We start from the raw sequence: 23,611 nt of genomic DNA on the forward strand, positions 1-23,611 counted from the left end.
GGAGGTCTCTCGACGTCCTGCCGTCAGTTGGAGGCGCCGGGCCCGGCCACGGCGCCGGGCGGGCTCTTGCCGAGGATGATCATGCCCAGCACCTCGTCCTTGGTCACGTCGGCAGTCGAGGCGGTGCCCACCAGCTTGCCGTTCTTCATCACGCTCACGCGATCCGCGAGGTCGAAGACGTCGTGAATGTCGTGGCTGATGAGGAAGATGCCGATGCCCTCGGCCTTGAGGTGCTTGATCAGCTCGGCCACCTGCGCTGTTTCCTGCGGCCCGAGCGCGGCGGTGGGCTCGTCCATGATCAGGATCTTGGCGTTGAAGTGGATGGCGCGGGCGATGGCGACCGACTGGCGCTGGCCGCCGGAGAGGCCGCGCACGGGCTCCTTGAACTTGCGGAAGTTCGGATTGAGCCGGCCCATCACCTCGCGGGTCGCCGCCTCCATCGCCACGTCGTCGAGCGTGCCCCAGGGCGTCATCAACTCGCGGCCGAGGAACAGGTTGGCGGCGGCGTCGACATTGTCGGCGAGCGCGAGGGTCTGGTAGATCGTCTCAATACCGTAACGCTTCGCATCGCGCGGGTTGCCGATATCGGCCTTGGCGCCATTGATGCGGATCTCGCCGGAATCGGGCCGGTAGGCGCCGGCGAGGATCTTGATGAGCGTCGACTTGCCGGCGCCGTTATGGCCGAGCAGGCCGACGACCTCCCCGGGATACAGATCGACGGAGACGCCGTCGACGGCGTGGACGCCGCCAAAGGCGATGCGGATGTCGCGCATTTCCACCAGCGGGGTGCCCGTGCGGGCGGAGGGCGTGGCGACGGGGGACGAGGCGAGGTTGTTCATCTGCCGGCCCTCACTTGAAGCGCTTGCGGTAGACGGTATCGATCCACACCGCGAAAACGAGCACGATGCCGACGACGATGTTTTGGTAGGGCGTGTCGACCCGCATCAGCACCATGCCCGACTGCAGGCTCTGCATCACCAGCGCGCCGATCATCGCGCCCGCGATGGTGCCCGAGCCGCCGGCCAGCGAGGTGCCGCCGATGACCGCCGCGGCGATCACATAGAGCTCGTCGAGCGTGCCCTGCGCGTTGGTCGCCGAGTTGAGCCGCGCAGTGGAAATGGCGGCGCCGATGGCGGCGAGCGCGCCCATCAGCGCGAAGACGGTGAGCGTGACGCGCTTGGTGTTGATGCCGGCCAGTTCAGCCGCCTCCGGGTTGCCGCCAATGGCGAACACGTAGCGGCCGAAGCGGGTGCGGGTGGTGATGAAGGTCATGACGATGCCGACCGCGACCGCCACCAGCACCGGCACGGCATAGCCGAAGCTGATGGAGATGCCTTCGGGGGGAATGGTCAGGCCGGCGGATTCGGCATAGCGGCGGGCGAGGTTGGCGGGCAGCGTGTAGGCGTTCACCACCAGCGTGGCGGCGACCACCGCGAGACAGCCGACCGAGATGGTGACGACTTCGGCCCAGAGCGGCTTCAGCGGGAAGTGGAAGCGCTGGCGCTGGCGGCGCGCCTGAATCGCGGCGAACACGATGGCGAGGCAGGCAATGGCGGCGACGACCCAACTCCAGGTGGCGCCGATCGAGCCGTCGGCACCGCCGCCGAGCAGCTTGAAATTGTCGTCGGTGAGGGGAATGGTCTTGCCCTGCGCGACAGCCCAGGCCGCGCCGCGCCACACCAGCAGCCCGCCCAGCGTGACGATGAAGGCCGGCACGCCGAGATAGGCGATGACGAAGCCGTGCAGCGCGCCGATGGCGGCACCCGCCGCGATGCCGGCGACAAGCGTCAGCGCCATCACCGCCGGATTGTTGAAGCCGAAGGTTGGCATGAGGTAGCTGGCCTGGAACACCGCCATGATCATGCCGGTGACGCCGAGGATCGAGCCCACCGACAGGTCGATGTGGCGCATCACGATCACCAGCACCATGCCGGTGGACATCACCGCGATCGACGAGCTCTGGACCGAGAGGTTCCAGAGATTGCGGGGCGTCAGGAAGGTGCCGTCCGCGAGGAAATCGAACACGATCCAGATGGCGGCGAGCGCCCCGATCATGCCGAGAAAGCGGATGTCGATCTCCAGCGCCCCGACGAATGTCGTCGGCGCCGTGGCCGGCGCGCCCTTTGGCGCCGAAGTCGGGGCCGGGGGGGCCGTCGTGGTGTCGCTCATGAGCGTCCTCCTTCTGCCCGCGCTTTGCCGCGCGGTGCGCTCACAGGGCGGACGGCGGGACGATGCCCGCCGCCGCGCGTTGCGTCGTTCAGTTGCAGGCCTTCACGGTGCCGGGCTTCACGCCCTGGCAGACGGTGGCCTTCGGCACCCAGCCGGCCTCGATGATCACGTCGAGATTGTCCTTGGTGATCGGCAGCGGCTTGAGGAAGGTGGAGTTCATCGCCTGCTTCTTCGGGCCGCCGGTGAAGGTGGCGGTGCCGGGGATCGCCTTGGCGTCGGTGCCCTTGGCGAGGGCGAGGGCGATCTCGGCGGCCTTCTTGCCGAGTTCGCGGCTGTCCTTCCACACCGAAACCGTCTGCGTGCCGAGCGCCACGCGGTTGAGCGCGGCGAAGTCGGCGTCCTGGCCGGAAACCGGCACCGAGCCGGCAAGGCCCTGCGCCGCGAGCGCCGCGATGGCGCCGCCGGCCGTACCGTCATTCGAGGCGACGACGGCGTCGACCTTGTTGTTGTTCGCGGTCAGCAGCTGCTCGGTGTTGCGCTGGGCATTGGCCGGCAGCCAGCTGTCGGTATAGGCCTCGCCGACATTCTTGATGTCGCCCTTGTCCATCGCGGCCTTCAGCTGTTCCATCTGGCCGGAGAACAGGAAGTCGGCATTGGGGTCGGAGGCCGAGCCCTTGATGAAGAGGTAGTTGCCCTTCGGCTTCAGCTTCTGCACCTCGGCGGCCTGGAGGCGGCCGACTTCCTTGTTGTCGAAGGTGATGTAGTAGGCGTACGGGATCTCGATCAGCCGGTCATAGCCGACCACCGGAATGCCCTCGGCCTGCGCCTTGGCGATCGCCGGGGCGATGGCGTCGGAATCCTGCGCCAGGATGATGAGGGCGTTGGCGCCCTGCGCGATCAGCGCCTCGACATCGGAAAGCTGCTTGGAGGCGGACGACTGCGCGTCGGCCGAGATGTACTTGGCACCGGCCGCGGCGAGCGCCTTCTTGATGGCGGCCTCGTCGGTCTTCCAGCGTTCTTCCTGGAAGTTCGACCAGCTCACGCCGACCACGGTGTCGGCCGCGCGGGCCACGCCGATGGTGGCGACCGTCGCCAGCGCGGCGAGGGTAAGGGTCAGTTTCGACGTCATGCTTTTCCTCCCAAGGGATGCCACGGGTTGTTGCGCCCGGCCTGCGCCAGGTGAGGCGCTGCCGTGATCCGTTTTCTGATGTCCGAACCTCAGAATGAAGCCGGAACATCGACTTGTTGGCCGATCCTCACAGATCGACAGGCCTTTTGAAAACCCCGAAAAATCGGTAAGCGGGCGAGAATTAACAGATATGCCGCGCCTTGACCCTTCGCTTTTGGTTGTAAACAGGCGCTTCATGTCTTGAGTTGCGTACCTCAGATTTTGAGGGCATCCTTGCCGTATGTCCAGAGGTGTTTCGCGCATCACATTGCAGGATGTCGCCCGCGAGGCCGGTGTCTCGCTGGCCACGGCCGACCGTGTGCTCAACGGCCGGGCCGGCGTGCGCGGCGCTACCGCCGATCGGGTGAAGGATGCGGTGGCCCGGCTCGGCTACCGTCCGAACCTTGCCGCCGCACGGCTGGCGCGGGGCGAGACCTATCGTTTCTGCTTCGTGCTGCCGGCCGGCGCCAATGTCTTCATGCGCATGCTGGCCGAGCAGGTGGCGAACACCGCGAACTGGCTGGCCACCAACAACGCCTATATCGACACGTTGCGCGTCGACGTGTTCGCGCCCGAGACGCTGGCCTCGGCGCTGGAGGGGCTGATCGGGCGCTATGACGGCGTCGCCGTGGTGGCGCTCGACCATCCCCGCGTCCGGGCGGCGATCGACGACCTCACCGCCTCCGGCATCGCGGTGGTGACGCTGGTGTCGGACGTGCCGTCCTCGCACCGGCTGCACTATGTCGGCATAGACAACATCGCCGCCGGGCGGACCGCCGGCACGCTGATCGGCCGTTTCGCCGCCGGGCGGCGCGGCGCGGTCGGCCTCATCGTCGGCACGCCGGCGCTGCGCGACCATGCCGAGCGGCAATTCGGCTTCACCCAGGTTCTGGCCGGCGAATACCCGGCCCTCAAGGTGCTGGCGGCGCAGGAGAGCCTGGACGAGGACGAGCGCACCGAGGCGATCGCGTCCCGCCTGCTGCGCGAGGCGCCCGACCTTGTCGGCCTCTACAATGTCGGCGCCGGCAATCGCGGCATCGCGGCGGCGATCTCGGCGGCCAATCGCGCGTCCGACCTCATCTTCATCGGCCATGACCTCACCGAGGATACCAGCCGCTTCCTGCTGCGCGGCGTGATGGACGCGGTGATCAACCAGGATGCCGGCCACCAGTCGCGTTCGGCGGCCCGCGTGCTGCTGTCCCATTGCGCCGGCGAGCCGCTGCTCAGCGAGCAGGAGCGTATCCGCATCGACATCTTCCTGCGGGACAATCTGCCGTGACCCGCCCAAACCCGTACATAAAGCAAGGAATCTGAGGCATGTTTCTCGGCCTCGACATTGGTACATCCGCCGTCAAGGCGGTGCTGGTCGATGGCGACCAGAAGGTCGTCGCCACCACGGAGACGGCGCTCGCCATCTCCCGCCCGCAGCCGGGCTTCAGCGAACAGAATCCGGAGGACTGGTGGCAGGCCACGCTCACCAGCATCGATGCGCTGAAGCAGGAGGCGCCGGCCGCGCTCTCGGCGGTGCAGGGTATCGGCCTGTCCGGCCAGATGCACGGCGCGGTGCTGCTCGATGCCGCCGGCGCGGTGCTGCGGCCGGCCATCCTGTGGAATGACGGGCGTGCCTTCGCCGAGTGCCGCGAGCTGGAGGCGCGTTTTCCGGCGCTGCACGCCACCGCCGGCAATCTCGCCTTTCCCGGCTTCACCGCGCCCAAGCTGCTGTGGGTTCGCCACCATGAGCCGGACATCTTCGCCCGCACCGCGAAGGTGCTGCTGCCCAAGGCCTATGTCGGCTACCGCCTGACCGGCGAGATGGTCGAGGAAATGTCGGATGCCTCCGGCACGCTCTGGCTCGATGTCGGCGCGCGCGACTGGTCGGACGAGGCGCTGGCGGCGACGCATCTGACGCGCGCGCAAATGCCGCGCCTGGTCGAGGGCAGCGCGGCGGCCGGGCGCATCACGCCGGAACTGGCGGCGCGCTGGGGCATGGCGAGCCCGCCGGTGCTGGCGGGCGGGGCGGGCGACAATGCCGCCGGCGCCATCGGCCTTGGCGCCATCCAGGCGGGCGATGCCTTCGTCTCGCTGGGCACCTCGGGCGTGCTGTGGGCCACCACGGACCGCTACGCGCCCAACCCCGAATCCAGCGTGCACGCCTTCTGCCATGCCATTCCCGCCACCTGGCACCAGATGGGGGTGATCCTGTCCGCCGCCTCGGCGCTGGGCTGGTGGTCCGAGGTCTCCAAGGTGTCGCCCGGCGACCTGCTGGCGCCGCTGGGCGAGGCTCCCGCCGCGCCCTCGCGCGTCACCTTCCTGCCCTATCTCTCGGGCGAGCGGACCCCGCACAATGACACCGCCATTCGCGGCGCCTTCATCGGCCTCGATCACGACACCTCGCGCGAGACGCTGACGCAGGCGGTGCTGGAGGGCGTCGCCTTTGCCTTCAAGGACTGCCTCGACGCGCTCGGTGCCGCCGGCACCCGCCTGACGCAGGCCGATGTGATCGGCGGCGGCTCGCGCTCGCGCTTCTGGATCGCGGTGCTGGCCAATGTGCTGGGCCTGCCGCTCAACCGCATCGAGGACGGCGAGCGGGGCGGGGCGTTCGGCGCCGCGCGGCTCGCCCGCATGGCGGCGACCGGCGAGACGCCGGACGCGATCTGCCTGCCGCCGCGCCGCATCGAGACCATCCATCCCGACCCTGTTCTTCAACAAGCCTATGCGGAACGGCACGCGCTCTACCGCGCGCTCTACCCCGCATTGAAGGGAGTGACGTCATGACTGCCCCCACTCGTTTCTTTCCCGTCAGCGAGCCGCTGAAATATGCCGGCCCCGAGAGCCGCGACCCGTTCAGCTTCCGCTGGTACGACAAGGACCGCGTGGTGCTCGGCAAGCGGATGGAGGAGCATCTGCGCTTCGCCGTCGCCTATTGGCACAGCTTCACCTGGCCGGGTGGCGACCCGTTCGGCGGCGAGACTTTCCTGCGCCCATGGATGCACGGTTCCGACGACATGGCGCTCGCCCGCGCCAAGGCGGATGTGGCGTTCGAGCTGTTCGATCTGCTCGACGTGCCGTTCTTCGCCTTCCATGACCGCGACATCGCCCCCGAAGGCGCAAGCCTGAAGGAGAGCAACGCGAATGTGCGCGCCATCGCCGACATCTTCGCGCGCAAGATGGAGACCTCGAAGACCAAGCTGCTCTGGGGCACGGCGAACCTGTTCTCCAACCGCCGCTTCATGTCCGGCGCCGCGACCAATCCCGATCCGGATGTCTTCGCCTATGGCGCCGCGCAGGTGAAGAACGTGCTGGAGATCACCCACGAACTGGGCGGTGAGAACTACGTGTTGTGGGGTGGTCGCGAGGGTTACGAGACGCTGCTCAACACGGATCTGAAGCGCGAACTCGACCAGATGGGTCGCTTCCTCAACCTGGTGGTGGAGCACAAGCACAAGATCGGCTTCAAGGGCACCATCCTGATCGAGCCCAAGCCGCAGGAGCCGACCAAGCACCAGTATGATTTCGACGTCAGCACGGTCTATGGCCTGCTGTGCCGGGCGGGTCTCGAAAAGGAAGTGAAGCTCAACATCGAGGCGAACCACGCTACGCTGGCGGGCCACTCTTTCGAGCACGAGATCGCCATGGCGGCGGCGCTGGGCATTTTCGGCTCGATCGACATGAACAAGGGCGACGCGCAGTCCGGCTGGGATACCGACCAGTTCCCGACCAATGTCGAGGACACCGCGCTCGCCTTCTACGAGATCCTGCGGGCGGGCGGCTACACCACTGGCGGCACCAATTTCGACGCCAAGGTGCGGCGCCAGTCGATCGATCCGGAAGATCTCATCCTCGCCCACGCGGCGGCGATGGATGTGTGTGCGCGCGCGCTTCTCGTGGCCGCCGACATGTATGAGGACGGCGCGCTGCAGCGTGCGGTCAATGAGCGCTATGCCGGCTGGGATGCACCGCAGAACCAGGCGATGCTCGCGCAGGGCTCCTCGCTCGATGCCATCGCCGCGCGCGTGGAGGCCGAAAATCTCGATCCGCAGCCGCGTTCGGGCCGTCAGGAGCGGCTTGAGGCGCTCGCGGTCAGCTATTTGCGCTGAACGGCGCAAATGAGCCTCCCGCACCGGCACCCCGCATGCCGGCGCGGGAGGCCCTTTTTCACATTCGACTTCTGCGATTGACTTACGGGCATTTCCCCCGTTCGATCGGGCTCCGGGAGCGACTGTCTGAATCGCGCCCGATCGCTGGCGCCCGCGCGTCCCCTCGGATTCACTTCCGGCCGGGCGCGGTGGCAGACCGGCGGCCGGCGCGGGGCCTTGAGAGGGAACGAGAATGCGTCTGAGCGTCTTCGGGATCGCACTGGCCGTCATGGCCGGGCTTTCCCTGTCCGCGGCGAATGCCCAGATGCGGCCCGCGGCGGGCGTGGGCAGCGCGGGAATCGTCGATGTTCCGGAGAAGCCGGGCTATGTCCCGTCGCCGGACGAGGAGCAGCTGGATCCGGCATATCGCCGCCAGCCGGTCTATTTCCGCACCACCGAGCCGCCGGGCACCATCATCATCCACACCGATGAGCGCTTCCTCTATCTCGTGATGGGCGACAACCGCGCGCTGCGCTACGGCATCGGCGTCGGCCGCGACGGTTTCCAGTGGGCCGGCCTGCAGAAGGTGAGCCGCAAGGCGGAGTGGCCGGACTGGACGCCGCCGCCGGAAATGATCGAGCGCCAGCCCTATCTGCCGCGCTGGATGGCGGGCGGTCCGGGCAACCCGATGGGCGCGGCAGCGCTGTATCTCGGCCAGACCGTCTATCGCATCCACGGCACCAACATGCCCAGCACCATCGGCATGGCGGTATCGTCGGGCTGCTTCCGGCTGGTCAATTCGGACGTGGCGGACCTGTTCAGCCGCGTGCCGGTGGGCACCAAGGTCATCATCCGCCAGGCGCCGGCGCTCTGACGCCGGGCACGGCGCTGCGATCGCCGCTGCACCGCCGGTTCGGCCGGCAGGTTGATGGCGATCGCGAAACGAGGGAATGGGACACGGGTCTGCGCCGGGGCAGGGGTCTGCACATCCGGGGCACGGTGCCAATGGCGGGACACGTGATCCGGGCTCGACTGGGGGAAACATGAAAAAGTTTGCTTTCGCGCTGGCGGTTGCCGGCGCCCTGATGTCCGCCTCGCTCGCGCAGGCGGACACGCTGTCCGAGGTGAAGGCTCGCGGCACGCTGAAATGCGGCGTCAACCAGGGGCTGGATGGCTTCTCGGCGAAGGACGACAAGGGCCAGTGGACCGGCTTCGACGTCGACATGTGCCGGGCCGTGGCCGCGGCGGTGCTCGGCGATGCCGGCAAGGTGGAGTATGTGCCGCTCTCGGCCGAGGCGCGCTTCCCGGCGCTGCAGAAGGGCGAGATCGATCTGCTCTCGCGCAACTCCACCTGGACGCTGTCGCGCGAGGCCGATCTCAAGCTGATCTTCGCCGGCGTCTCCTATTATGACGGGCAGGGCTTCCTCGTGCCGATCGCCCGCAACATCAACGGCGCGCTGGAACTGGGCAGCGCGAAGGTCTGCGTGCAGGCCGGCACCACCAGCGTGCTGAACGCGCGCGACTACGCCCGGCAGAACAATCTGCAGTTGGAGATGATCGAGCTGCCGAGCGTCGACGATGTCGTCAAATCCTATGCCGACGGCAAGTGCGACGTGATCACCACCGATGTGTCGCAGCTCTATGCGCTGCGCCTGAAGCTGGCCAAGCCGGCCGATCACATCGTGCTGCCCGACGTCATCTCCAAGGAGCCGCTCGGCCCGGTGGTGCGGCAGGGCGATGATCGCTGGCTGAACGTGGTCAAGTGGAGCTTCTTCGCGCTGCTGAACGCCGAGGAACTCGGCATCAGCACGGCGACCCTCGACCAGGCGCTGGCTTCGGAGAAGCCGGACGTGAAGCGCTTTGTCGGCACGGAAGGCAATTACGGCGAGCAGCTGGGCCTCGGCAAGGACTGGGCGGTGCGCATCGTGAAGAGTGTCGGCAACTACGGCGAGGTGTTCGAGCGCAATATCGGCGCGAACTCCAAGCTCGGCATTCCGCGCGGTATCAACCAGCTGTGGAGCGTCGGCGGCATCCAGTACGCGCCGCCGATCCGCTGAGCGGCCGGCACGGCTGACGGCAGAAAGCCGGCACCCCGGGGGCGGGAGTGCCGGCTTTTCTGTTTTCCCCGGCGGGACGTGCTCGCCGCAGCTATAGGCCGCGGACAAAATCCGGCCGGACGGGCTCGCCGGGAGACCTTGCCGCCACCACGGCGGTGGCCGGCACAGAGAACGCTGCCGGCCGATCGCACGCGTCGATGGGAGAGGGGAGAGGGGAGGTGGGCCATCCACGTGATGGCGGGCTCTGCCGCCGCGAATCCCGCCACGCGCCGGCCGTCCGGCGAGTCCTGCCAATCACTTGCGGGAGGGCTTTGCCACGTCACATCGGGAGGGCGCCCGAGGGCTTGGCGCGCGCGCGGAGCGCTGCCTTTGCGAAAACCGGAATCACCTCAAGCCCTTGCGGGCAGGGGCTGCGGAAGTGAGTCAGGCAAGGCGCGCCGCCTTCACACGCCGCGCGGCCCGTGGCTCGCGCTACGGAGGCCTCCCATCCTCGGCCCGCATTCGGTGAGCCGGCAGGTTACGGCGGCCATCGTGGCGCGCCTGACCGCGCTCGATCCCTCGCCTGGCGCGGTCTATCGCGACCTCGCCGCCGATCCGCTGCCGCACGCCACCCCGGCCAGCATGCCGGCGGACCATCCGCTGTCGGGCGGCAAGGGCGACGAGGCGAGCCAGCAGGCGCTGGACGCGTTTCTCGCCGCGGACATCGTCGTCATCGGCGCGCCGATGTACAATTTCTCCATCCCCACCCAGCTGCGCGCCTGGATCGACCGCATTCCCGTGCCCGGCAAGACCTTCGCCTATGGCGAGGATGGCACGGTGAAGGGGCTCAAGGGGGCTCAAGGGGGCCAAGCGGGTGATCGTGGCGCTGTCGCGCGGCGGGGTGCTCGAGGATCCGGCCTTCGTGCAGGCGGCCGAGCATGCCGAGACCTATCTGACATGGATTTTCGGCTTCATCGGCATCGCGCCGGAATTCATCCGCGCCGACGGCATCGCGCGGGGCCGGCGCGACGCAGCGCTGAACGGCGCGCTGGTCCGCGCGGGCGAATTGCACGCGGCCTGATCGAGGGCGGGACACGCGGACGCCCGGCTCGGGCCAGTGGCGATGAGCGATGCCTGCCTGCACCCTGGCGCTTTCGCCATCGCCCGTGCTGGCAGGCCTCCTCTCCGGCCAGCGCCTCCATCGCTGCGATGATGGGCAACAACTCGTTCACCTCCTCGGGTGCGACGCTGGCGCCGCGAGTGAGCGAGAGGATGACCGACCCCTCAGTGGCCAGTACCTTCATCGCCTCGCGCAGCGGCGTGCGGGAGATGCCGAACCGGGTGCGCGGCGCCGGGTTCGGAGATCTTGTCGCCGGTCTCGAGGGCGCCGCGCGTAAGCCTGTCGCGCAGGCCGCGACGGGGAATGATGGCCCTACCCGACAACGCATGCGGTGACCCCTCCAGACGGGTCGCACCCCCTGCGGGGCGCCTGCGACCTGATTCGTCTCCAGAGTGTCCGGTCGCGCAATATTGGCAAGGTTCCCGAATCATCGCCGGAATCATCTTCGCCGCCATTGTCGGAGCCCGTTCCGCATCCCCGCGTTCATGCCGCACAGGCTTGATCGCGGTGCCATCGCCACGCCGGCCTTGATCCTGTTGTTCGAGACGCTTATCGGAAGGCTCATCGACTTGATCCGCGGCACGGGCTCAGCCTCGAACGGCCTGGCCGCCAGCGAGAGTTAACGCCCATGACGCTCAGCCTGAAAGCCGCGCAGACCATTCTCACCACCGCGCTCGACCACAGCCGCAAGGGCAGCTTCAAGCCGATGGCGGTGGTGGTGCTGGATGCGCGCGGGGCGGTGAAGGCCTCCGCCGCCGAGGACGGCACCAGCCTCAAGCGGTTTGAGGTCGCCCATGGCAAGGCCTATGGCGGGCTCTCGCTCGGCATGGGCTCCCGCTCCATCCACAAGCGGGCCAAGGAACAGGCGTTCTTCGTGGCGGCGGTAAGCCATGTGGTGGATGGCGCCCTGGTGCCGGTGCCCGGCGGCGTGCTGATCCGCGACGATGCCGGCGAGGTCATCGGCGCGGTCGGCATTTCCGGCGACACCTCGGACAATGACGAGGCGGCGGCCATGGCCGGCATCGAGGCCGCGGGCTTCAAGGCCGATCCCGGCACCGACTGATCGGTTTTCCCTCCCGGTCTTCTTCCCCAACGAAATCGTGAGGGCGCGCGGCGGGAACGTCGGGCGCCCTATTGCGTTTCCCCTGGGTTCAGCCCGTCCATCCGGACGGCAATCTATGACCCCTGCGCCTCCCGGAAGGATGGATCATCCGGCATCGCGCCCGTCAGGGCGTACGATGCCTTCCAGGAGGGGCCCCCGGCCCGACCCACGCGCTTGCCGACGGCTCCCGCCGCCGGTGGGGTCGGTTTGGACCGTATCCTGGAGGATGTGCCGATGACGAAGAGCCCGATGAAGAAGACGGTCATGGTGATGACGGCGGCGGCCGCCCTGATGGCCACAAGCGCGTTTCCCGCGCTGTCGGCTCCGGTGAGCGCGAGCGCAATCGCGATCCCCGCGCCGATGGTCGAGAGCGTTCAATATCGCCCCGGCTATCAGTCCCGCCCGGCCTATCGGCAGGGGTATCGCCAGGGCCAGAGGCAGGGTTACCGGCAGGGCTTCTACAACAATAGGGGCAACTATTATTATAACGGCCATCGCGGCTACAATTATGCCCGGCCCGGCTATCGCCAGTATAATGGCTGGTGGTTCCCCGCCGGGGCCTTTGCCGCTGGCGCGTTGATCGGCGGCGCCATCGCCGCCCAGCCGGCGCCACGTCAGGTCGCGCCCGCCGGCAATGCTCACTACCAGTGGTGCGCGAGCCAGTATCGCTCCTATCGCGCCTCGGATAACAGCTTCCAGCCCTATAACGGCCCGCGCCAGCAATGCGTGTCGCCCTATGGCTGACGCTTCCTGAACGGCGCGCGGAACGGGCCCGGTTCGCCGGGCCCGGCCTGCCGGGCGGTGCACGACCTGCCGCGGTCAGATCGCCCGCAGCAGGTCGTGCACGGTCTGACCTATTCCTTCGGCGCTGTGGCTTGCCTCAACCCGCTGCAGCGCCTTCGCGCGGATGGAGGTCCACAAGGGCTCGCTGCCATGGAGGCGGATGCAGGCCCGCGCGATATCCTCCGGAGCATCCGCCACCAGTGCCTCGACGCCGTCCTGCCAGCCGAGCTGTTCGGCGAGCAACGAGGTCATGACGATCGGCACGCCGGCAGAGGCGGCGTCGAGCACCTTCAGCGGTATGCCGGCGGCGAAGCGTGTGGGTGCCACGAAGACCCGTGCCTCCCGGTAGACGCTGGAGAGGTCATCGAGCGCGCCGAGCTTCACCACCCCATCGTCATTGGTGGGAATGTCGGCATGGGCGCGCCCTGCCAGCGTCAACCCCGCCTCGGGAAGGGCGCGACGCACCGAGGGCCATACGTGCTCGCTGAAGAAGCGGATACTGTCGCCGTTGGGGGTTGACGGATCGTAGATGGGGCCGACGAACAGGAAGCCGCTGCGTGCGTGGAAGCTTGGAGGCGTCGCCCGGTAGGTTGATGCATAGCCAAGAACGCGCACGTCCTTGTGGCCGGCATTGCGGAAGATCGCCGCCTCCTGCCAGTTGACCGCCAGCACGACATCGGCATGGCGCACCAGCGCCAGCTCCCGGCTCATCTCCTCGTCGAGATCGGGGCCGTCGGCAAGGCCGAGCACCTTGCGCCGGATCCGCTCGCGGCTGGAGAACAAGGCTTCCGCATCATAGACCAGCCGCGCCCGCGGGCGCCGGCGCGCATTCCAGAGCGGCAGGAACCGGGCCATGTTGTGGGGGCGCGAAATGATCACCATGTCGGCCTGGCGGGCCTGCTCGCGAAATGACCTTTCAAGGCTGTTGGCGTAAGCTTGCCTCCCCTCGCGCGAGGAGTCGCCGTTCGGAGTCGCCCCCGAGGCCGCCAGCACCCGCACCTGCGCGCCCGAGCGGGCGAGCAGGGCGACGATCAGCGCCGCCCGCGGCTGACCCGCCCCCGCCCGCACATCGGGAACCGCGTCATCGACGAACAGCACGTCGGGCTGGCGAGCCGACCTTCCGGCGAACGGCCATCTCATCTGCATTGACCCGCACTCCTCCCCCGACCGGGCATAGCCGTGCCGCAGGCGGGCTGGGACTATACTGGTGATATGGGCAATTCAATGAGTAAACCGACTCGGTGAAGCTATTGCCTGCAGAATGGAAGTTTTCCGATCTAGAGTACGCGCATCCAGCGATATTTCCGAATGTGTCCTCAGCGGGCGGGCATGTCTTGAACCTTGAATTCACTCGTCGGGATCAACCGGGAAAGGGCGCGTCAAACGCGATCGCTTCTATGCAGTCGAGGTTCGGCACGAATTCCGCCAGATCGAAACGCGTATCGGCAACGTTCACACCCTGCGCATCCAGCCGCACCCGGCCGTCCGCATACCAGCGGATCACCTGTACCAGCGATCGGCATTGCTGCACGAATACACGGTGGCGCCGCTCGGCCAGCGGCAGGGCCGGATCATTGGGCGCGCTGGCCTGGATCAGCGGTCGGCCGGTATCCATGCCGGTATCGACCAGGTGCACGGTGCTGCCGATGAACCGCGTGCCGGCGCGGATCGTGTCGCCGAACCCGTCCCGTCCCGGGCAGGCGGGCAGGATGGAGGGATGGAAATTGATGAGCCGCCCCTCATAGGCATCGAGCAGCGGGCCGTGAAACAGGCGGGTGTAGAAGCTGACGATCAGGTCGATGCCCTGCGCGTCCGCCAGTTCGCGCAGCGCATCGGAAAAGGCCAGTCCGCCCGCATGGGGAAGGATCACCGTGGGATGGCCCAACTGCCGGGCCGCCGCGAGGGCGCCGCACTCGCGATCGGAGACGACCAGCGCGATCTGCTCCCGCACGAACGGAACCCGGCTCGCGAACCGGTAGACCGACCCCGATGTCGACGCGACGATGGCAACACGCATGTTCACATACCTGCCCGGTTCTTCAGCCTGCCGGTCTGGAATGCATCAGCCGGGACGGAACCTCAAGCCGATATCCCGGTCGGCGGTTCACGCGCCGTCCGCCCCGTCCTCCAGAAAGGCCTGCATTCGCGGGCAGATGAAATCGAGGAAGATCCGCACGCGGTGCGGCAGGCGCGGCCCGCCGAGATAAAGCGCGTGAATCGGTTCGTCATCGCCTCCCATTGCCTCGGACAGCACCTCGACCAGACGGCCGGCGATGATATCAGGGCGCGCGTGATAGTCACCGAGCCGCGCCAGCCCGACGCCGGCGACCGCCATGCGCCGGACGGTCTCGCCATTATTGGCCAGAAGCGAGCCGCTGACGGCGCGGTCCACGATGCGCCCGCTCTCTTTCAACGGCCAGACCGGCGTGCTGCGACGGAAATTGAAGCCGAGGCAATTATGGTGGGCGAGTTCGTCGATCGTCCTCGGCTCGCCATGGCGACGCAGATAATCGGGTGATGCGACGATCTTGCGTCGGGCGGCGCCGATCCGGCGCGCGATCATGGTGGAATCCTGCAGCGGGCCCACGCGGAAGGCAATGTCGGTGCGGTCGAGATAGAGGTCGATGATCTCGTCCGAGAGCGAGACGTCGACCACGATGTTGGGATGGGCCTCCCAGAAGGCGGGCAGCAGCGGCTCCAGACCCAGAACCCCGAAGGCCACCGAGACGTTCACCCGTATCGTGCCGCCGGCCGTGGCCGCGCCGCGCGACAGGTTCTTTTCCAGTTCGTCGAGATCACCGATCAGGGCGAGGCTTTTCTCGTAATAGATCTGCCCCTCCGTGGTGAGCGACAGGCGGCGTGTGGAGCGCTCCAGCAGGCGCACGCCGAGCCGGGTCTCGATGCGCCCGATGAGCTTGCTCACCGTGGACGGCGTCATCATCAGAAGGCGGGCGGCCTCGGAAAAATTGCCAACCTCGACCACCCGCAGGAAGACCTGCATCTCGCCTACGCGATTATCCATCGGGCCGACCATCGCTGTGAAATGACTTCACAGATAATGCGACAAACGCGATGAACATCAAGCCGCGCGGCGGCAGGACCTTCGCGCCCGCTCCGCGGCGCGTGGCGGCCGCCCGGAGGAGGCGTGGGGTCAGCGCGCCAGCTGCTCGCGCTGTTTCACCAGTTCGTCGAGCTGCGCCTGCTGTGCGGCGATGCGATCGGCGGCGCGATCCTCGTCGGCGGCGCCGGAATAGGCGGCGGCCTGCTCGGTGAGTTCCGAGAGGTTGGCGCGCAGGATGGCGATGCGTTCATCGAGCTCGATAAGCGTTGCGGCGTTCGGCATGGGAATGTCCTTCTGTGCGGCCGATGCGATACGCGGCACCGGTCCGTTACCTGTCCCGCGGCGCGTCAGGTCGGAACCGCCGCCGCGCCGCAGCTTGATCGTTGCAGCTTGAGCGCAATGCGATCCGTTGCATAGGCGCGGCCGGTTTTTTCCATGCGAAGCGGTAAAAGGGCCGTCCTCGCATGTGGATGGACCGCGCCGGTGCCGGATGGGCGCTCACACCGAGCGGGTAAGGCCGCCGTCGACGCGGAGGTTCTGGCCGGTAATGTAGCCCGCCCCGTCCGAGGCGAGGAAGGCGATGGTGGCGGCGATTTCCTCGCTCGTCCCATAGCGCTGCAGCGGCACGCTGGAGCGTCGCTCCTCGGTGGCGGGCAGGCTGTCGATCCAGCCGGGGAGAACGTTGTTCATCCGCACGTTGTCGGGCGCATAAGTGTCGGCAAAGACCTTGGCATAGGCGGCCAGCCCGGCGCGGAACACGGCGGAGGTGGGGAACAGGGCGCTCGGCTCGAAGGCCCAGGCGGTCGAGATATTGATGATCGCGCCCGACTTCTGGCCCTGCATGACCGGCGCGACCAGTCGGGTGGCACGGATGACGTTCATGAGATAGGTGTCGAGCCCCTTGTGCCAGTCCTCATCGGTGATCTCGATGATCTGGGCGCGCGGGCCGTGGCCGGCGCTGTTCACCAGCACGTCGATGCGTCCCCAGCGCGCCAGCGTGCCGTCGACCAGGCGCTGGAGGTCCTCGTTGGACTGGTTGGAGCCGGTCACACCGTGGCCGCCCAGTTCCTCGGCCAGCGCCTCGCCCTTGCCGGAGGAGGAAAGGATGGCGACCTTGAAGCCGTCCGCCGCCAGCCGGCGCGCCGCTGCCGCGCCCATGCCGCTGCCGCCTGCGGTGATCAACGCCACTTTTTCGATCGACATTTCGGCCTCTTCTGAACCCTGGAAACACGCTTTCAGCGGTTTTCCTACGCCGGTTCCGGACGGATAGAAACCGGGATGGCACGGCGGCGCGCGCTTTCCCCGATGGCGCGTGCTTCGCCTGGCCCGTGCGTCCCCATGGCGCGCGCGTCGGCCCGCTGCCTCGGTGGGCTCGACCCCGGCTTGACAAGGCGCGCGCCGGTGCGCAGGCTTCGCGCATTCACCAGGGGGGTCCCGACACGGGGCTGAGATACTGCCAGGTGCGCTCCCTCAGGGGCGTCGCGGCGCAGTGACCCGTTGAACCTGATCCAGTTCATACTGGCGTAGGGACGGTGCGGGTACGTCGTGCGTGAGCGCGACCTGTTCTCCCCCATGAGCGGGGAGTCCTCCCAACATCTTCCCGTCAGAGCTGGGTCTCCATGCGTTTCGCGAGGAGCCTCGACCCATGACGACCCTTGAGACCACGACCCTTGAGACCACGACCCTTAAGATCACGACACCTGAGACGACGGTCGCGCCGCCCCCGACCGTCACCACCGGGCCGCTGCCCGCTTCCACCAAGGTGTTCAAGCCCGGTGCGCTGCACCCCGACATCCGCGTGCCGATGCGCGAGATCGCGCTGCATGCGAGCGCCGGGGAGCCGCCGGTGACGGTGTATGACGCCTCCGGCCCCTATACCGATCCGTCCGCCCGCATCGTGCTGGAGCAGGGCCTGCCGCGTCTGCGCGCCGGGTGGATCACGGCGCGGGGCGATGTCGCCGCCCATGAGGGGCGCGAGGTGAAGCCGGCGGATAACGGCTTCGTCTCGGCGGAGCGGCTGACCCCGGCCTTCCCGGTGCGCCATCGGCCCTTGCGGGCGACCGGCGGGCGGGCGGTGACGCAGCTCGCCTATGCCCGTGCCGGCATCATCACGCCGGAAATGGAGTTCGTCGCCATCCGCGAGAATCTCGGGCGCCAGCACATGCAGGGCGCGCGGACGCGCGACGGCGAGAGCTTCGGCGCGGCGATCCCCGATTTCGTGACGCCGGAATTCGTGCGCGAGGAGGTGGCGCGCGGGCGGGCGATCATTCCCGCCAATATCAATCACCCCGAGGCCGAGCCGATGGCGATCGGCCGCAACTTCCTCGTCAAGATCAACGCCAATATCGGCAATTCCGCCGTCACCTCCTCCATGGCGGAAGAGGTGGAGAAGATGGTGTGGGCGATCCGCTGGGGCGCCGACACGGTGATGGACCTTTCCACCGGGCGCAATATCCACAACATCCGCGACTGGATCCTGCGCAATTCCCCGGTGCCGATCGGCACCGTGCCGCTCTACCAGGCGCTGGAGAAGGTCGGCGGCATCGCCGAGGATCTCACCTGGGAGGTGTTCCGCGACACGCTCATCGAGCAGGCCGAGCAGGGCGTGGACTATTTCACCATCCATGCCGGGGTGCGGCTCGCCTATATCCCGCTCACGGTGGATCGCGTGACCGGCATCGTCTCGCGCGGCGGCTCGATCATGGCGAAGTGGTGCCTCGCCCATCACCGCGAGAGCTTCCTCTACGAGCATTTCGCGGAGATTTGCGACATCTGCCGCGCCTATGACGTCTCGTTCTCGCTGGGCGACGGGCTTCGCCCCGGCTCCATCGCCGATGCCAATGACGCCGCGCAGTTCGCCGAGCTGGAGACTCTGGGCGAACTGACGCGGATCGCGTGGGCCAAGGATTGTCAGGTGATGATCGAGGGGCCCGGCCATGTGCCGATGCACAAGATAAAGGCCAACATGGACAAGCAGCTGGCCATCTGCGGCGAAGCGCCGTTCTACACGCTCGGGCCGCTGACCACCGACATCGCGCCGGGCTATGACCACATCACCTCCGGCATCGGCGCGGCGATGATCGGCTGGTTCGGCACGGCGATGCTCTGCTACGTCACGCCGAAGGAGCATCTCGGCCTGCCCGATCGCGATGATGTGAAGACCGGCGTCATCACCTATCGCATCGCCGCACATGCCGCCGACCTCGCCAAGGGCCATCCGGCGGCGCGGCTGCGCGACGACGCGCTGTCGCGCGCGCGCTTCGAGTTCCGCTGGGAGGATCAGTTCAACCTGTCGCTGGACCCGGAGACGGCGCGCGCCTTCCACGACGAGACGCTGCCGAAGGAGGCGCACAAGGTCGCGCATTTCTGCTCGATGTGCGGGCCGAAATTCTGCTCCATGCGCATCTCGCACGACATAAGGGCGGAAGCGCAGAAGGAGGGCATGGCGGCGATGGCGGCGAAATACCGCGAGGCCGGGCAGCTCTATCTGCCGGCGGGGTGAGAGCCCGGCCCGGGCCGCCTCGAGAGCGGCGCGCCCGGGCGGAGCGGGCGGAAGGGCCAGCCGGCCGACCAGTCGGCCGACTGGTGGGCCGACAGGTCGGCCGACATGGCGATGGTGATGGCGAAGGCTGGCCCGCGGCCGGGCGCCTCGTCCGGCTCAGCGCTTCAGCCGCTGGTATTCGCTCATCCGCTCGGCGAGATCGGCGGGCGGGGGCGTGTCGGATTCGACCGCGCCGCCGCTCATCTCAAGTGCGGCGACCGGCCAGAGCCGTTCCACGAGGGCTGGTATCTCGTCCGACGGGACGGCCGCCATCTGGGCGTCGATCGCGCAAAGGGCACGCGCGCGATGTTCCACATTGCTGTTCATCATCAAGCCTCCGCTCCGTCCGACAAGGGTCCGACGCCACCGGGGAAGCTGCTCCGGCTCAGAGCTGGGCTCCAGGGGCACACCAGCGATCTGCCGCGAACATAGCACCCCGCCACCACCCTGAATGCGCAATAGTGCACATAAAGGCGGGGCGGGTGGCGCTGGAGGCCCCATATCGAGACGCGAGCCGACGACCGGGCTGCCAATTGCAAGCCATCAACCCTGCCGGGCCGATGCCGCATAACCGTTATGTCTGGAGCGATGGATCCTGTCTGGAGCGATGAGCCCGACTGCCGGCTCCCAGCCGGCAGGATCAGGTTGCCATGGTAGCGGGAGAGGGACTTGAACCCCCGACCCCAGGATTATGATTCCCGTGCTCTAACCAGCTGAGCTACCCCGCCACGGCAAGCCGGCGCGGCGGCCGGTTCGCAGAGTGGCGCGATATAAGGAACCGGGCCGGACGGTGTCAAGGCGCCAGATGCGGATCCGGCACGCTTTCCCACGGCAAGCGTGCCGGCGGGGCCCTGCGCGCGCCGCCCCGCATGGGCTTGCGCCTCACCAATGCGCCGCTGGCGGGGCGGCGCCGAGCACCTCGGCGATGCGCCGGCGCGTCGGGCCGGTGGTGTCTTCGGGCAGGGCCTGCGGCGCGAAGAAGCCGATCTCGCGAATCTCGCGGTTCGGCACGTCCGGGCGGCCCTGCGTGAAATGCTCGATCACGAAGACCGCCACATGGTCGCGGCGGGCGAGGTTGAGATTGAGCAGCAGGCCGTGCAGGCGCGGCGGGCCGGTCAGAGTCAACGCGGCTTCCTCGGCGAGTTCGCGGGCGAGGGCGTGCCCGGCGGTCTCGCCCACCTCGACACCGCCACCCGGCAGGTGCCAGCCGGGAACGTAGCTGTGGCGCAGCAGCAGGATCTCGCCGGCCGGATTGATCACCACGCCCTTCACGCCCAGCGTCATCCCGCGGGAGAGCCGGCTCCAGCGGTGCATGAGGCGAGTGATGAGGCGGGTGATGAGGCGCGCGCCAATGTGCTTTTGTACGGCCAAGCGCGCCGGAGCCGATTCCATCGAGGCGGCGGGGCTGGTAGGGAGTTGTCCGTGTTTGTCCTCGCCCATCTCACCGACGCCCATCTGGGACCGCTGCCGCGCGCGCGCTTCGCCGAGCTTGCCGGCAAGCGGGCGCTGGGCGTGCTGAACTGGCGGCGCGGCCGGCAGCACCGTTTCAACATCGCCACCATCGACCTGCTGGTGGCCGACATCAAGGCGATGGCGCCGGACCATATCGCGGTGACGGGCGACCTCGTCAATGTCGGCCTCGCCGCCGAATATGTCACCGCGCTCAACTTCCTGCGCACGCTGGGCGAGGGTCGCGACGTGACCGTGGTGCCCGGCAATCACGACGCCTACATGCGATCGACCGCGCATCACGCGCTGCTGAACTGGGGCGACTACATGCGCGGCGACGGGGCGAATGCCGACGTCACGGCGGAGAGCGCCTTTCCCTTCGTGCGCCGGCGGAACGGCGTGGCGCTGGTCGGCGTGTCGACCGCGGTGCCGACCCATCCCTTCATGGCGACCGGCCGGGTGGGGCGGGCGCAGCGCGAGCGGCTCGGCCATGTGCTGGACGGGCTGGCGGCGGAAGGGCTGTTTCGCGTGGTGCTGATCCATCATCCGCCCTGCGGCCAGCGCGCCGGCCACAAGCGGCTGATCGACGCCGCTTCGGTGCGTGAGCTGCTCGCCCGGCACGGGGCCGAACTCGTCATCTGCGGTCATGATCATGTGCAGATGGTGGACATGCTGCCGGGGCCGAATGGCGGGCTGATCCCGGTCGTGGAGGCGCCGTCCTTCGCCGCCGGGCCGGAAGACCGGCACTGGCCGGGCGGCTATCATCTCTACCGGATCGAGCGGGTGGAGGATGCGCGCTTTCCCTGGCGCTGCACGCTGGAGGCGCGCGGCTTCGGGAGCGGCGACACGGCGGTCGAGACGCGCACGGTGCGCGTGCTCAGCACCGCGCTCAGCGGAGGCTGACCTCGACCCCGAGCAGCGCCGCCACGCCGATGGCGCCGAGCACGCCGGCGGCGAGGCCCAGGATGAACACGGCGAGGCGGCCGGGCCGTGCGGCCGGGGCGGTGGCCGGCGGCGCGGGGTGATGGGGGGAGGGGTGCGGATCGGTCGTATTCTCGGCCGGGTAGAATGCCGCCACCATGGCCTGCTCGCGGGCGATGAGACGGCGGGCGACATACCGGGTGACGGCGTCGAGCACATCGTGCGGGTTGGTGCTCTCCACCAGCACCCGCCGTCCGGCGCGGCTGTCCTGCAGGAACCGGTAGGTGCGGCGGTCGCGGGCGAGGCAGACATGCGCCACCATGTCGATGAACAGGCGCGGCGTCTCGCCGGGCATCAGGCCACGGTCGAACAGGTCGGCATGTTCCAGCGGCACGTCGGCGAAGATCGGGTCGAGCATCTCGTTGAGCATGGAGAGGCGCGCGAGGCTGGCATCGCGCAGTTCCACGATCACGCCCGAGCGTTCGGCGGCTTCGATGCGGGCGGCGCGGATCGCCTCGCGCAACGAGGGGGGCGGCATCTCGCCGCGAAGGCGGTCGTTCTCGTCCATCCCCCGCTCCTGTGGGCGTGTCGTGGCCCGCGCACCGTCGATCCGACTCTAGGCGATTGAGAGAGAGACCGCGTGACCCGATCCGACGGCGCTGCCATCCGATCGGCGCGGGCTCGAATGGTGGTGCCCATCGTGCGCCGGTTCGCGCATCCAGCCTAGCGGAGGCCGGTTAATGTGCCGTTGGCGGATCCCTTGGCACGCTCGCGGCCTCGCTGGCGCTGGACGTGCCGGCTCAGGCGACTATGAAGCGCGACGGGAGCGTCGAACAGGGGCGTGCGAGGGCCGGGGCGAGAGAGGGTTGATGTCCGACGCGGTCGTGACCAGACAATTCGATGTGCCGCCCGGCGTGGTGGCGGTGGAGGATTATGAACCGTTTGCCCGCGAGCGGCTCTCGCCGGAGGCCTATGCCTATTACAGCGGCGGCGCGGCGGATGAGATCACCATCGGCTGGAACCGCGCGGCGTTCGAGCGGCTGAAGCTGCGCCCGCGCGTGCTGGCTGATTTCGCGCGCGGCGGCGGCACCGGGCTCGACCTGTTCGGCCAGCACTTCGAGCACCCCATCCTCATGGCGCCCACCGCCCATCACGGGCTCGCCCTGCCGGAGGCGGAGATCGCCAGCGTCATCGGCGCCGGCGGCGCGCGCGCCGGCATGGTGGTGAGCACGGAGGCGGATGTGACGCTGGAGGAGATTGCCGGGGTCGCCCGGCATTCGGCGGCGCCGCTCTGGTTCCAGCTCTATATCCAGCATGATCGCGGCTTCACCGCCGATCTGCTGCGCCGGGCCGAGGCGGCGGGCTATGGCGCGCTGGTGGTGACGGTCGATGCGCCGGTCCACGCGCTGCGCAACCGTGAACAGCGCGCCGGCTATCGCGCGCCCAAGCTCTCGCAGCACGCGAATCTGCGTGGGTTGCACACGCGCCACGTCGCCGAGGCGGCACTCGGCGAGAGCCTGATGTTCCGTGGCTTTCTCGATGTCGCGGCGCGTTGGGAGGATATTGCCTGGCTGCGCGGGCTCACCCGCCTGCCGATCCTCCTCAAGGGCATCCTCGCGCCCGAGGATGCCGAACTGGCGCTGCGGCACGGGGCGGATGGGCTCATCGTCTCCAACCATGGCGGGCGGGTGCTGGATACCGTGCCGGCGAGCCTTGAAGCGCTGCCGGGCGTGGTGCGGCAGGTGGCCGGCCGGGTGCCGGTGCTGATGGATGGCGGGGTGAGGCGCGGTACGGATGTGCTCAAGGCGCTGGCGCTTGGCGCGGCCGCCGTGCTGGTGGGGCGGCCGTGCCTCTACGGGCTCGCGGTGGCCGGGCCGGCCGGCGTCGCCCATGTTCTGCACCTGCTACGCTGCGAACTGGAGATCGCCATGGCGCTGACCGGCTGCGCCCGGCTGGCGGATATCAGTCCCGGGGTGATCTGGCGCGACGAGGCATGATGGCGCGCCACGCGCGACGGCGGGCGGCGTGAACGCGCGAGGCCGCCGCAAACCGGTTCGCGGCGGCCTCGGTCGCGGGCGGATCGGGTAGTGCTAGGCTCAGGACCTATTAATCTGCCTTGAGTTGTGATTCACAGTCTCCCTTGAGGAGGCTGGCATGGGTGATTTGTTCCTGCTGAGCGAGCGTC

21 protein-coding genes, 1 tRNA gene, 1 pseudogene and 1 riboswitch are annotated in these 23,611 nt (G+C 68.3%); of the genes and pseudogenes, 11 read left to right on the forward strand and 12 right to left on the reverse strand.

The features are described from left to right. Positions 1–23: 23 nt before the first annotated feature. The 3 genes from QOZ99_RS18725 to xylF all read right to left on the reverse strand — a co-directional run bounded on the left by QOZ99_RS18725 (position 24) and on the right by xylF (position 3,298). Complete coding sequence (locus QOZ99_RS18725) at positions 24–839, reverse strand: ATP-binding cassette domain-containing protein (RefSeq protein ID WP_306891515.1); 816 nt, start codon at positions 837–839, stop codon at positions 24–26. Positions 840–849: 10 nt separating this feature from the next. Beyond that, positions 850–2,169: a sugar ABC transporter permease gene (locus tag QOZ99_RS18730; protein ID WP_306891516.1), complete on the reverse strand. Its 1,320-nt coding sequence runs from the start codon at positions 2,167–2,169 to the stop codon at positions 850–852. A gap of 88 nt (positions 2,170–2,257) precedes the next feature. Then, positions 2,258–3,298 carry a D-xylose ABC transporter substrate-binding protein gene (xylF, locus tag QOZ99_RS18735; RefSeq protein WP_183189963.1) on the reverse strand — a complete coding sequence of 347 codons (1,041 nt, stop codon included), beginning with the start codon at positions 3,296–3,298 and terminating at the stop codon, positions 2,258–2,260. Between the two features lie 280 nt (positions 3,299–3,578). Here xylF and QOZ99_RS18740 point away from each other — a divergent pair, with 280 nt between their 5' ends. The 8 genes and pseudogenes from QOZ99_RS18740 (at position 3,579) to QOZ99_RS18775 (ending at position 12,415) form a co-directional block, all read left to right on the forward strand. Beyond that, positions 3,579–4,616 (forward strand): LacI family DNA-binding transcriptional regulator, encoded by a 1,038-nt coding sequence (locus QOZ99_RS18740; RefSeq protein ID WP_306891517.1) that lies wholly within the window; start codon positions 3,579–3,581, stop codon positions 4,614–4,616. Positions 4,617–4,654: 38 nt separating this feature from the next. Beyond that, a complete protein-coding gene (xylB, locus tag QOZ99_RS18745; protein ID WP_306891518.1) occupies positions 4,655–6,112 on the forward strand; it encodes a xylulokinase in 1,458 nt (485 codons plus the stop codon). Continuing rightward, positions 6,109–7,434 carry a xylose isomerase gene (xylA, locus tag QOZ99_RS18750; protein ID WP_306891519.1) on the forward strand — a complete coding sequence of 442 codons (1,326 nt, stop codon included), beginning with the start codon at positions 6,109–6,111 and terminating at the stop codon, positions 7,432–7,434. The genes xylB and xylA overlap by 4 nt, the downstream gene beginning before the upstream one ends. A gap of 232 nt (positions 7,435–7,666) precedes the next feature. Beyond that, the gene (locus QOZ99_RS18755; protein WP_306891520.1) at positions 7,667–8,287 is read left to right on the forward strand and encodes a L,D-transpeptidase; all 621 of its coding nucleotides are present in this window, start codon (positions 7,667–7,669) and stop codon (positions 8,285–8,287) included. A 169-nt stretch (positions 8,288–8,456) separates the two neighbouring features. Next, on the forward strand, positions 8,457–9,470 hold the full coding sequence (locus QOZ99_RS18760) for an amino acid ABC transporter substrate-binding protein (RefSeq protein WP_306891521.1): 1,014 nt from the start codon (positions 8,457–8,459) through the stop codon (positions 9,468–9,470). Between the two features lie 486 nt (positions 9,471–9,956). After that, positions 9,957–10,530, forward strand: a pseudogene (locus QOZ99_RS18765) (FMN-dependent NADH-azoreductase). A gap of 667 nt (positions 10,531–11,197) precedes the next feature. Beyond that, a complete protein-coding gene (locus QOZ99_RS18770; protein WP_306891522.1) occupies positions 11,198–11,632 on the forward strand; it encodes a GlcG/HbpS family heme-binding protein in 435 nt (144 codons plus the stop codon). 273 nt (positions 11,633–11,905) lie between these two features. Then, positions 11,906–12,415, forward strand: a complete 510-nt coding sequence (locus tag QOZ99_RS18775) for a BA14K family protein (RefSeq protein WP_306891523.1) — start codon at positions 11,906–11,908, stop codon at positions 12,413–12,415. Between the two features lie 75 nt (positions 12,416–12,490). On the opposite strand, the gene QOZ99_RS18780 is transcribed toward QOZ99_RS18775, so the two are convergent. The 5 genes from QOZ99_RS18780 to QOZ99_RS18800 form a co-directional block, all read right to left on the reverse strand. Next, on the reverse strand, positions 12,491–13,600 hold the full coding sequence (locus tag QOZ99_RS18780; protein WP_306891524.1) for a glycosyltransferase: 1,110 nt from the start codon (positions 13,598–13,600) through the stop codon (positions 12,491–12,493). Between the two features lie 214 nt (positions 13,601–13,814). Next, a complete protein-coding gene (purN, locus tag QOZ99_RS18785; protein WP_306891525.1) occupies positions 13,815–14,471 on the reverse strand; it encodes a phosphoribosylglycinamide formyltransferase in 657 nt (218 codons plus the stop codon). 87 nt (positions 14,472–14,558) lie between these two features. Next, positions 14,559–15,476: a LysR family transcriptional regulator gene (locus QOZ99_RS18790; RefSeq protein ID WP_306891526.1), complete on the reverse strand. Its 918-nt coding sequence runs from the start codon at positions 15,474–15,476 to the stop codon at positions 14,559–14,561. A 129-nt stretch (positions 15,477–15,605) separates the two neighbouring features. Next, positions 15,606–15,797, reverse strand: a complete 192-nt coding sequence (locus tag QOZ99_RS18795; protein ID WP_306891527.1) for a hypothetical protein — start codon at positions 15,795–15,797, stop codon at positions 15,606–15,608. Positions 15,798–16,013: 216 nt separating this feature from the next. Further along, the gene (locus QOZ99_RS18800) at positions 16,014–16,718 is read right to left on the reverse strand and encodes an SDR family oxidoreductase (RefSeq protein ID WP_306891528.1); all 705 of its coding nucleotides are present in this window, start codon (positions 16,716–16,718) and stop codon (positions 16,014–16,016) included. 212 nt (positions 16,719–16,930) lie between these two features. After that, a riboswitch (TPP riboswitch) is annotated at positions 16,931–17,063 on the forward strand. 97 nt (positions 17,064–17,160) lie between these two features. Between QOZ99_RS18800 and thiC the strand changes: the two genes are divergently transcribed. After that, positions 17,161–19,017 (forward strand): phosphomethylpyrimidine synthase ThiC, encoded by a 1,857-nt coding sequence (gene thiC, locus QOZ99_RS18805; protein WP_306891529.1) that lies wholly within the window; start codon positions 17,161–17,163, stop codon positions 19,015–19,017. Between the two features lie 156 nt (positions 19,018–19,173). Here the strand turns inward: thiC and QOZ99_RS18810 are convergent, their stop codons facing one another. The 3 genes from QOZ99_RS18810 to QOZ99_RS18820 all read right to left on the reverse strand — a co-directional run bounded on the left by QOZ99_RS18810 (position 19,174) and on the right by QOZ99_RS18820 (position 20,370). After that, on the reverse strand, positions 19,174–19,386 hold the full coding sequence (locus tag QOZ99_RS18810) for a hypothetical protein (RefSeq protein WP_306891538.1): 213 nt from the start codon (positions 19,384–19,386) through the stop codon (positions 19,174–19,176). Positions 19,387–19,707: 321 nt separating this feature from the next. Further along, a tRNA-Met gene (locus QOZ99_RS18815) sits at positions 19,708–19,784 on the reverse strand. 154 nt (positions 19,785–19,938) lie between these two features. Beyond that, positions 19,939–20,370 (reverse strand): NUDIX domain-containing protein, encoded by a 432-nt coding sequence (locus QOZ99_RS18820; RefSeq protein ID WP_306891539.1) that lies wholly within the window; start codon positions 20,368–20,370, stop codon positions 19,939–19,941. 108 nt (positions 20,371–20,478) lie between these two features. Between QOZ99_RS18820 and QOZ99_RS18825 the strand changes: the two genes are divergently transcribed. After that, a complete protein-coding gene (locus tag QOZ99_RS18825) occupies positions 20,479–21,408 on the forward strand; it encodes a metallophosphoesterase family protein (RefSeq protein ID WP_306891530.1) in 930 nt (309 codons plus the stop codon). On the opposite strand, the gene QOZ99_RS18830 is transcribed toward QOZ99_RS18825, so the two are convergent. Further along, positions 21,395–21,994 carry a hypothetical protein gene (locus QOZ99_RS18830; protein WP_306891531.1) on the reverse strand — a complete coding sequence of 200 codons (600 nt, stop codon included), beginning with the start codon at positions 21,992–21,994 and terminating at the stop codon, positions 21,395–21,397. The two genes, QOZ99_RS18825 and QOZ99_RS18830, sit on opposite strands and share 14 nt — an antisense overlap. Positions 21,995–22,295: 301 nt before the next feature. Here QOZ99_RS18830 and QOZ99_RS18835 point away from each other — a divergent pair, with 301 nt between their 5' ends. Further along, complete coding sequence (locus QOZ99_RS18835) at positions 22,296–23,423, forward strand: alpha-hydroxy acid oxidase (protein WP_306891532.1); 1,128 nt, start codon at positions 22,296–22,298, stop codon at positions 23,421–23,423. Positions 23,424–23,611 lie beyond the last annotated feature (188 nt).

Origin of the sequence: Ancylobacter amanitiformis (assembly GCF_030814815.1) — a bacterium.
Taxonomy (GTDB): domain Bacteria; phylum Pseudomonadota; class Alphaproteobacteria; order Rhizobiales; family Xanthobacteraceae; genus Ancylobacter; species Ancylobacter amanitiformis.